We start from the raw sequence: 8,908 nt of genomic DNA, 5'->3' as shown, positions 1-8,908 counted from the left end.
CCGCCGTCGGGGCTCAGGCGGATGAACGAGTTCTCGCCGGTCATCAGGACATCGGTCGGGTCCACGGGGATCGGCATGCGCCCGATCCTATCATCAAGGCGCCGAACCAGCCGGGCCGGAAACGAGCGCTTCGCGCGGCGGTCCCCCTTGTGCGCTAATACGCGTCCGTGGGCCTCGGACGCCTCTACTACGGCTGGATCGTCGTCGCCGCGCTCTGCATCACCGAGACGGTCTCGTGGGGCATCCTCTATTACGGCTTCCCCGTCCTGCTCCGCCCGATGGAGGCGGACCTCGGCTTCTCGCGCGTCGAGATCACGGGCGCCTTCTCGGTCGGCATGGGCATGGCGGCGCTCGCGGCGCTGCCCGTCGGGCGCTGGATCGACCGGCACGGCGCCCGCGCGCTCATGACGGCGGGCTCGTGCCTCGGGGTGGTGCTCCTGCTCGTCTGGTCGCGCGTCGAGAGCCTCGCGGCGCTCTACGCGGTCTGGTGCCTGATGGGCCTGGCGCTCGCGGCCACGCTCTACGAGCCCGCCTTCGCGGCGGTCGTCGGCTGGTTCGCCACGCGCGGGCGCGACCGCGCGCTCCTCACCGTGACGCTCGCGGGAGCGCTCGCGAGCACGATCTTCATGCCGATCGAGGCCTGGCTCGTCGACCGGCTCGGCTGGCGGGCCGCGCTCGTCGCGCTCGCGGCGATCCTGGCCGCGTTCACCATTCCGCTGCACGCGCTGGCGCTCCGGCCGGCGCCCCTGCGCGCGCGTCCGCCGGGCCCCGGAAGCGAGGAGCCGCGCGTGCCCGGGCTCACGCTCGGCGCGGCGGCCCGCACGTCCGTGTTCTGGGTGCTGGCGGCGGCGTTCTTTATCGGCAACTTCACGACGAACTCCGTCACCGTGCACCTCATCCCGTACCTGGCCGACCGCGGCTACTCGCCCGCCCTGGCGGCGGTGATGATCGGCTGGATGGGCGCGATGCAGCTCCCGGCGCGGCTGGTGTTCGCACCGATCGCCGCGCGCTTCGGTCACCGCGCGCTCACCGCCGCGATCTTCGTCGTCCAGGCCGCATCGCTCGCCCAGCTCGCGCTGGTCGGGCGCCTCGGGACGCTCGCGCCGATGGTGGTGATGCTCGGCGCCGCCAACGGCATGGCGACGCTCGCGCGCGCGACGATGGTCGCGGAGATCTTCGGGCCGCGCCACTACGGGTCGATCGCCGGCGCGCTCGCGCTCGGCGCAAACGGCGCGCGCGCCCTCGCACCCGTGGGCGCGGCGCTCCTCGTGGTGTCGCTCGGCGGCTACGAGCGGGTGTTCGGGCTCCTCGCGGCGGCCCTCGTGCTCGCGGGGATCGGCGTCATGGCAACGCGCGAGCCGGCGCGGCCCGACGCCTAGAAGCGCCGCGGGATCAGGCGCCGAGCAGGGGGGCCAGTTCCTCCACGTTCTTCGCGACCACGTCCCAGTCGCCGTCGGGCGCGAGATCGGTGGTTTGGCCCGGCCCGTACTCCGCCGGACGGGGGAAGAACGCGGTGCGCATCCCGTTGGCCTGGGCCGCACGGAGGTCGTAGTTGTGCGCGGCGACCATCATGACCTCGCCGGGCTCGAGGCCCAGGAGCTCGATCGCCGTCCGGTAGGCCTCGGAGCGGGGCTTGTAGCACTTCGCGTTCTCGGCGGTGATGATGCAGTCCCACGGTAGCCCCGCGAACTTGGCGAGGTGGAGCATGCCTGCGAAGCTCGCGTTCGACAGCGGCGCGATCACGTACTTCGCCCGCAGGCGCACGAGCCCCGGCACCGCGTCCGGCCACGGCCTGAGGCGCCACCACACGCGGTTCAGGCGCTCGACCTCGTCCCCGCCGAGGCCGCCGATCCCGCTCGCCGCGAGCAGCTCCTCGAGGCGGCGCCGGTAGATCGCGTCCACGGTGGTCCACGGCCACTCGCCGCTGTTGACCTTCTCCATGCCCGGCCGGTAGCAGCTCTTCCAGTCGTCGAGGAACTTCGGCCAGTCGCGGATGAGCCGCCGCGCGGCGCCGAACGCCTGGAGCTCGGCGAGCACGCTCGTGCGCCAGTCCACGATCGTGCCGTAGGTGTCGAACGTCAGCGCCTTCACGCGCGCGAGGCCCGGCCGCGCCATCGGCTCAGACGGTGCCGGCGCGGGCGTCCATCTCAGCGCTTCCGCGGCGGGTGCGCGCGCACCGCCTCCTCGTTCACCTCGGTGCCCCAGCCCGGGCCGGCCGGCAGGTGGAGGTGGCCGTCCTTGATGAGCGGCTTCACGGTGACGAGGTCGTCGTACCAGGGCACGGTGTCGGGGTCGATCTCCATGATGCGGAGGTTCGGCACGACGGCGCAGAAGTGGGCGTTCATCAGCGTCGCGAGGTGACCGTAGAAGTTGTGCGGCGCGACGTTCACCTCGTAGGTGTCGGCCATCGTGGCGATCTTCACCGACTCGGCGACGCCGTTCCAGGGCGTGTCGATGATGGCGACGTCCACCGACTGCTGCTCGAAGTAGGGCCGGTAGTCGCGCCGGCCGAAGAGGCACTCGCACGAGGCCACGGGGATCGGCGAGCGGCTCCGGATGTAGTGGAGCGCCTTCGGGTCGCGCGTGTCGATCTCCACCCAGAAGATGTCGAAGGGCTCGAGCGCGCGCGCGACCTTGAGGAAGCCCTCCGTCTTGAAGTTGAAGTTCAGGTCCACGAGGATGTCGACGTCGGGGCCCGCGCCCTCGCGGAACGCGGCGAGCTCGTCGCGCAGGGCGCGGAGGACGTAGCGCTCGGCGTTCAGCTCGGGATACCCGGGGCCGCGGCGCGCGAAGCCCGGCGAGTGCAGGTACGGGTCCTGCCCGAGGACGAAGACGTTCGTCTTGAGCGCGGTGAAGCCGCGGTCCACGACCTCCCGCGCCGCTTTCCGCACGTCGTCGAGCGTGCGGAGCGCCGGGATCTGCATCTCCTTCGACCACTGCAGGCGATAGGTCCCGCAGTGCGACCAGTAGAGCCGGATCCGGTCGCGCACCGGCCCGCCGAGCATCTCGTAGACGGGGACGCCGAGCGCCTTGGCTTTGATGTCGAGCAGCGCGTTCTCGATCGCGCCGATCGCCTGCTGGGCGATGCCGCCGGCCGCCTGCCGGCGGACGGCGTACATGAGCGTGACGAGCGCCTCGTAGGCGCGCGGGTCCTTGCCGAGGATCTGGGGCGCGAGGCCGTCGATGACCGCGGAGACGCCCGCGCCGCCGAAGGACTCGTTGTACTCGCTCCAGCCGACGAGCCCGTCGTCCGTGGTGATCTTGAGGAAGTCGAAGTTCCGTTGGCCGGCGTCGGCGTGCAGCGACTCGACCCTGGCGATCTTCATGCGGGGCACTATAGCAAAAAGGCTCGGGGGCGGGACCGGTGCTCCCTCCGAAAGGTGAGGTATGATGGCGGCGCGAGTCACCCGGGAAAGAGGAGCGCCATGACTGCACTCAGCCAATCCGTCAGCCTCGACCGTCGCGGCCGCACCGCGGTCCTCACGGTCGACAACCCGCCCGTCAACGCGCTCAGCCAGCACGTGCGCCAGGGGATGCGCGACGGCCTCCGGCAGGCCGGCGCCGACGGCGGCATCGCCGCGATCGTCGTCGTCTGCGCCGGGCGCACCTTCATCGCGGGCGCCGACATCACGGAGTTCGGCAAGCCGCCGCGGGAGCCCGGGCTCCACGAGGTCCTCGACCTCATCGAGGCCTCGCCGAAGCCGGTCGTGGCGGCCGTCCACGGCACCGCGCTGGGCGGCGGCCTCGAGGTGACCCTCGCCTGCCACTACCGGATCGGCGTCAAGACGGCGCGCTTCGGCCTGCCCGAGGTGAAGCTCGGCCTCCTGCCGGGCGCCGGCGGCACGCAGCGGCTGCCCCGCGTGGTCGGCGTGGAAAAGGCCCTCCAGATGATCGTGAGCGGCGACCCGATCGGCGCTGACGAGGCATTGAAGCACGGGCTCGTCGACGAGATCGTCGAGGGCGACCTCACGACCGCGGGTGTCGCCTTCGCCGAGAAGATCGTCAACGAACGCCGTCCCCTCCGGAAGATCCGCGACCTCGATGAGAAGCTCGCGGCCGTGCGCGGCAAGCCCGAGGTGTTCGCGACCTTCCGCAAGTCGGTGGCGCGCCAGACGCGCGGCTTCCGCGCGCCCGAGAACTGCATCAAGGCTGTCGAGGCGGCGGTGACGCTGCCGTTCGCAGAGGGCATGAAGCGCGAGCGCGAGCTCTTCCTCGAGCTGATGGCCTCGCCCGAGTCGAAGGCGCAGCGCTACTTCTTCTTCGCCGAGCGCGAGGCGGCGAAGGTCCCCGACGTGCCCGCGGACACGCCCGCGAAGGAGATCCGGAAGGCCGCGGTGCTGGGCGCCGGCACGATGGGCGGCGGCATCGCGATGAACTTCGCGAACGCCGGCATCCCCGTCACCGTGGTCGAGATCGCGCAGGACGCGCTCGACCGCGGCCTCGGTGTCGTGCGGAAGAACTACGAGGCGACCGCGAGCCGGGGCCGGCTCACCGCACAGGACGTCGAGAAGCGCATGGGGCTCATCCAGGGCACGACCGACTTCGGCGCGATCGCCGACGCCGACATCGTCGTCGAGGCCGTGTTCGAGGAGATGGCGGTCAAGAAAGAGGTCTTCGCCAGGATCGACACGATCTGCAAGGCCGACGCGGTGCTCGCGACCAACACCTCCACGCTCGACGTCAACGAGATCGCGGGGGCGACCCGGCGGCCCGAGAGCGTGATCGGCATGCACTTCTTCTCGCCCGCCAACGTCATGCGGCTCCTGGAGAACGTGCGCGGCGCGAAGACGTCGAAGACGGTCATCGCGACCGCCATGAGCGTCGGCCGCCGGATCAACAAGGTGCCCGTGCTCGTCGGCGTCTGCTATGGCTTCGTCGGCAACCGCATGCTCCACCAGCGCGGCAAGCAGGCCGAGAAGCTCATCCTCGAGGGCGCGCTGCCGCACCAGGTGGACCGGGCGCTCTACGACTTCGGCCTTCCGATGGGCCCGTTCGCGATGGGCGACCTCGCCGGCCTCGACGTCGGCTGGCGCATCCGCAAGGGCAAGGGCGAGAAGTCGGTCGTGGCCGACCGGCTCTGCGAGATGGGGCGCTTCGGCCAGAAGACCGGCGCGGGCTACTATCGCTACGGCCCCGACCGCTCGGCCACGCCCGACTCCGAGGTCGAGAAGATCATCGTGGACGTCTCGACCGAGCTCGGCATCACGCGGCGCCCGATCTCGGACGACGAGATCCTGGCGCGCCTGCTCTACCCGATGGTGAACGAGGGCGCCAAGATCCTGGACGAGGGGATCGCGATCCGCGCGAGCGACATCGACGTGATCTGGGTCTACGGCTACGGCTGGCCCGTCTACCGCGGCGGCCCGATGTTCTGGGCCGACCAGCTCGGGCTCAAGACGCTCCGCGACCGGATGCTCGAGTTCCGGCGCGCGACGGGCGACGACTTCTGGACGCCGGCGCCGCGGCTCGAGCGCCTCCTGGCCGAGGGCAAGGGGTTCACCCAGTCCTAGAGCCGCGCTGCGATCTCTGCCGGGCGCAGCGGATCACGCCCTGGTACCACGAGGACGAGATCTGCTGGATCGCCGAGTGCGAGCTGTGCGCCGTGCCGATGGTGGTCTGGCGCCAGCACGGCGTCACGCCGCCGCCGGAACACGTGGCCCACATGATGGCGCGTCTCGCCGAGGTGGCGACGGCGCAGCTCGGCGAGTTCTACGTGGACGACCACATGCGCAACATCCCCGACCACTACCACGCCCACGGCCGCCCGAAGGGCGGCTTCTTCGGCCCGCGCCGCGCGTGAGTCACTAAGCGAAGCGCGATTCCATTCACAGCCCGAACAGCTCGCATATTCGCCGCTGGGTCGCTGTTTGCGGCTTGCGGCTACAACAGCTCGTCAGGATTTGCAATCGCGAACGCGCGCCCTCGGTTGCGTAGAGCTTTGCGCCGGAACCGGCTTGCGCAAGATACTCGATGACGGCCAGTTGAGGCTTCTGCCTGGGCTCGAGCTGGACCGCATCTCCGCCGTAGACGCAGCTATTGGCCGCCGCACCCATTGGCGTCACGCCATCGGCGCCTTGCAGATTGGGATTTGCGCCTCGCGCCAAAAGGAATTTCACCATCTCGATATCGTGCGCCGCGGCGGCGCCCCTCAATGGCGTATAGGGAAGGTCGTTCGGATCGGCGCCGTGATCGAGAAAGAAGGAAGCGATGGCAATCCGCTCCTGGACGGAGCGTAGATGACGAACCGCGGGGTTATAGGCGATGCAGTGCAGCGTGTTCCCGGGAAACCGCACTGCATGCTTGTCGAGGAAAGCCAAGAGCCGAAGCGGTTGCTGCGCGTAGCACGCCGCCTCGCTTAAGCCTTTGCCGAGAGCGGCATCGTCGCGCGCAATGCTTATCAGGAACAGGGCAAGATTACTGCGCGCATCGCCGCCGAATTTGTCGTCGCAGCTTCGGCGGCAGCTTGCGGCGATATGCTGGTCGAGTCGGCTCGCGAAACGGATGCCGTCTGACTTGGTCCACAGATATTCGACTATCGCAACACGCTCCGTGTCCACCGCATAGTCAAACGCCGTGCGTGGATTCGAGCCGTCGCGCCAACGCGACTCTGCATACAGATCCGCTCCCCCTTCCACCAGCAGCTTCACGATCTCGAATTGCCCCGTCCGGGCGGCGGTCATGAGTGCGGTGATCCCCCGACCGCGGGAGTAATTACCTTCGACCTCAACCGAGGGCTCGTCATACGTCACGTCGAGATTGCGCTTTTGCGAGATCCACGATTTCACGAACTCGGTATTTCCGGTCGCGGCCGCTTCATGCAGTGGGCCCATGGCGTAACATGTTGTAGCCGCTGTGGCAATAACGACCATGGCAAGCGCGCATAGGGCACGCTTTCCATTGAACCTCCCGTCGAGCGCCGCACCGGTCATCGTTTTCTCAAGCTAGGCTTTTCGTCGTGGGTAGCATGATGCGCTCTAACGATCAGGAAATGAGCGGCGAGCCGCGGCGCCACTGGCTCCGCGGACGGACGACGGTAGTACAAGACGCCGAGGCTCCGCCGCTCCATTTCCTGGTTAGGCAGCACATCAGAACGTGACGACGTAGGCAATATCTGCGAGCGGACGAATGATACACTCGCCCACGAGGCTCCGAAGGCGAGCCTCAGAGAAGTGCTCGGACCGAAAGCCGCCTTCTGTCACCAGATACTCGCGGGTCTCCTCCAACACGCCGTGTCCCAACCGGCGATACCATTCTCGACGGGACGGCACTGAGGCCTCCGAATAGACCGACAGGAGCCGCGTGTGAGGCTTCGGCGCCACTCGCCGCATCTCCCTCAGGACGCCGGTCTTGTCACTCATGGTCCCCCAAGTGTTGGTGAGGCACATCGCGAAGTCAAACGCAGCCAGGACGGGAATAGTGGTCGCATCGGCGGTGACGAAGTGCAGGTGGCGACCGCCGGCGCGACGGTCCGCCTCGGCGATGTAGCGATGCTCATAGTCCACTCCGACCCCGAGTCGGAGGCGGTCCCTGAGCAGGAGCAGATGGCGTCCGGTGCCGCAGCCAACATCGATTACCCGCATCCCTTCCGTGATGACGTCGTGAAGGAGGTCGAGCTCGGTGTGCAAGAAGGCTTGGACCTCGGGCGGCTGCGTGGCCGGATCGAGAGCCCGATTCAGTAACCCTGCCGCGTAGACTTCCTCGTTCGACATGAGTCCTCTAGGGACACGATCCGCTGCCTAACGCTCCCGATAACCCGCGGCGGCTGAGCAACGCGAAGCCGCCGGCGGGCTCATCGGGAAGTTCGACGCTCCGATGTCATCGCTGTCAGTCGAGTCGGAACAGGCGAGCACCATGAAAGACGGTCGCGATCTCGACGACGTCATGTCGCAGGCGATAGACGATTCGGTAGTTGCCGTGGATGACCTCGCGGATCGACTCGTCCCCGAGCTCAGGTACGACACGTCCAGAGCGCGGGTTGTCCTTGAGTCGTTCCACGGCGGCGACGATCCGTTCGACGACCAGGTCGGCGTAGTGAGCGGAGTCGTGGGCGACATGCGCGCGTATCCCCTCGACGTCTTGGATTGCCTGAGGTGCCCAGATGACCTGGGTCACCGGAGAAGTCGACGCTTCGCCTCGGCGTGATCGACGCCCTGCCCAGCATCCAGCTCCGCCAACCCCCGCTCGGTCTTCGCCAGGAGCACCAAGCGCTCGATCGCGTCCTCCAGCGTGGCATCCGCTGGGAGCTTCTCGATCACCTCGAGTACTTTCTGTTTCACGCTGCCCGCCGACATCAGCGCCTCCTTAGCTGCACTCAGCAGCACGGTCAGGATACCCGAATCCGATGATGAGCGCCGTGGACAGACCGCCTATGCGGCGAACTAGAATTCGGCTGCGGGATATGCAGGTCTGCATAACACCGCAAACGCTGAGGATATCCCGGGTCCGAGTGACCCTTCCGCCACCTCCATATGCTCTTTCCCTCGAGCACGTTGCGCTCAATACGCCCGCGTCGGCCGGACCGAGATACGCTGCAGGACCCTGACGCATATCCCGTCGCATATCCATACAGAGGCCGCCAGCCAGCTCGAGAGCGTCGGTCGACAACGCCGGGCTAGGATCTGACGCTCTCTACCAGGAGCTTCACGAAGCCGTCCAGGCTCGCCTTGTCGATCCAGCGGACGACGGCGACGAGGTCGTGCTCGGGGTCGATGAAGATGACGTTGCTCCCCGCACCGTACGCGGCGTAGCAGGACTCCGACGCGCTCGGGAACTGGCGGCGCCCGGTGTTGAGCCACCAGAGCAGACCGTACTCGGGATTGATCGCGCACGGCGCGCGCATCGCGCGGATCCACGCCGCGGGCAGGACCTCCTTCCCCTGCCAGCGGCCGCCGCGATGGATCAGCAGGCC

Annotated in this window: 10 protein-coding genes; 3 read left to right on the top strand and 7 right to left on the bottom strand. The window is 68.3% G+C overall.

The window, feature by feature from the left end; translation table 11 throughout:
- Positions 1–167: 167 nt before the first annotated feature.
- A complete protein-coding gene (locus VKG64_03600; protein HKB24117.1) occupies positions 168–1,379 on the top strand; it encodes an MFS transporter in 1,212 nt (403 codons plus the stop codon).
- 13 nt (positions 1,380–1,392) lie between these two features.
- On the opposite strand, the gene VKG64_03595 is transcribed toward VKG64_03600, so the two are convergent.
- Both VKG64_03595 and VKG64_03590 read right to left on the bottom strand, forming a co-directional pair.
- The gene (locus VKG64_03595; protein ID HKB24116.1) at positions 1,393–2,115 is read right to left on the bottom strand and encodes a haloacid dehalogenase type II; all 723 of its coding nucleotides are present in this window, start codon (positions 2,113–2,115) and stop codon (positions 1,393–1,395) included.
- A 32-nt stretch (positions 2,116–2,147) separates the two neighbouring features.
- Positions 2,148–3,326: a mandelate racemase/muconate lactonizing enzyme family protein gene (locus tag VKG64_03590; protein ID HKB24115.1), complete on the bottom strand. Its 1,179-nt coding sequence runs from the start codon at positions 3,324–3,326 to the stop codon at positions 2,148–2,150.
- 99 nt (positions 3,327–3,425) lie between these two features.
- Between VKG64_03590 and VKG64_03585 the strand changes: the two genes are divergently transcribed.
- Complete coding sequence (locus VKG64_03585) at positions 3,426–5,510, top strand: 3-hydroxyacyl-CoA dehydrogenase NAD-binding domain-containing protein (protein HKB24114.1); 2,085 nt, start codon at positions 3,426–3,428, stop codon at positions 5,508–5,510.
- Between the two features lie 92 nt (positions 5,511–5,602).
- On the top strand, positions 5,603–5,800 hold the full coding sequence (locus VKG64_03580) for a hypothetical protein (protein HKB24113.1): 198 nt from the start codon (positions 5,603–5,605) through the stop codon (positions 5,798–5,800).
- Between the two features lie 25 nt (positions 5,801–5,825).
- On the opposite strand, the gene VKG64_03575 is transcribed toward VKG64_03580, so the two are convergent.
- From VKG64_03575 to VKG64_03555, 5 genes are all read right to left on the bottom strand, one after another.
- Entirely contained in the window at positions 5,826–6,929 is a 1,104-nt protein-coding gene (locus tag VKG64_03575; protein HKB24112.1) for an ankyrin repeat domain-containing protein, read from the bottom strand.
- Positions 6,930–7,085: 156 nt separating this feature from the next.
- Positions 7,086–7,709: a class I SAM-dependent methyltransferase gene (locus VKG64_03570; protein HKB24111.1), complete on the bottom strand. Its 624-nt coding sequence runs from the start codon at positions 7,707–7,709 to the stop codon at positions 7,086–7,088.
- 115 nt (positions 7,710–7,824) lie between these two features.
- Positions 7,825–8,112: a type II toxin-antitoxin system RelE/ParE family toxin gene (locus VKG64_03565; GenBank protein HKB24110.1), complete on the bottom strand. Its 288-nt coding sequence runs from the start codon at positions 8,110–8,112 to the stop codon at positions 7,825–7,827.
- Entirely contained in the window at positions 8,109–8,321 is a 213-nt protein-coding gene (locus tag VKG64_03560) for a hypothetical protein (GenBank protein ID HKB24109.1), read from the bottom strand. The genes VKG64_03565 and VKG64_03560 overlap by 4 nt, the downstream gene beginning before the upstream one ends.
- A gap of 290 nt (positions 8,322–8,611) precedes the next feature.
- A partial coding sequence (locus VKG64_03555) for a serine hydrolase (protein HKB24108.1) occupies positions 8,612–8,908 on the bottom strand: 297 nt, incomplete at its 5' end.

This window comes from Candidatus Methylomirabilota bacterium (assembly GCA_035260325.1).
Taxonomy (GTDB): domain Bacteria; phylum Methylomirabilota; class Methylomirabilia; order Rokubacteriales; family CSP1-6; genus AR19.
This window is presented reverse-complemented; position numbering and strand designations above follow the sequence as displayed.

Coding starts and splice junctions, on each gene's coding strand:
- VKG64_03595 (HKB24116.1), bottom strand. CDS start 2,115: ATGGCGCGGCCGGGCCTCGCGCGCGTGAAGGCGCTGACGTTCGACACC.
- VKG64_03590 (HKB24115.1), bottom strand. CDS start 3,326: ATGAAGATCGCCAGGGTCGAGTCGCTGCACGCCGACGCCGGCCAACGG.
- VKG64_03585 (HKB24114.1), top strand. CDS start 3,426: ATGACTGCACTCAGCCAATCCGTCAGCCTCGACCGTCGCGGCCGCACC.
- VKG64_03575 (HKB24112.1), bottom strand. CDS start 6,929: ATGACCGGTGCGGCGCTCGACGGGAGGTTCAATGGAAAGCGTGCCCTA.
- VKG64_03570 (HKB24111.1), bottom strand. CDS start 7,709: ATGTCGAACGAGGAAGTCTACGCGGCAGGGTTACTGAATCGGGCTCTC.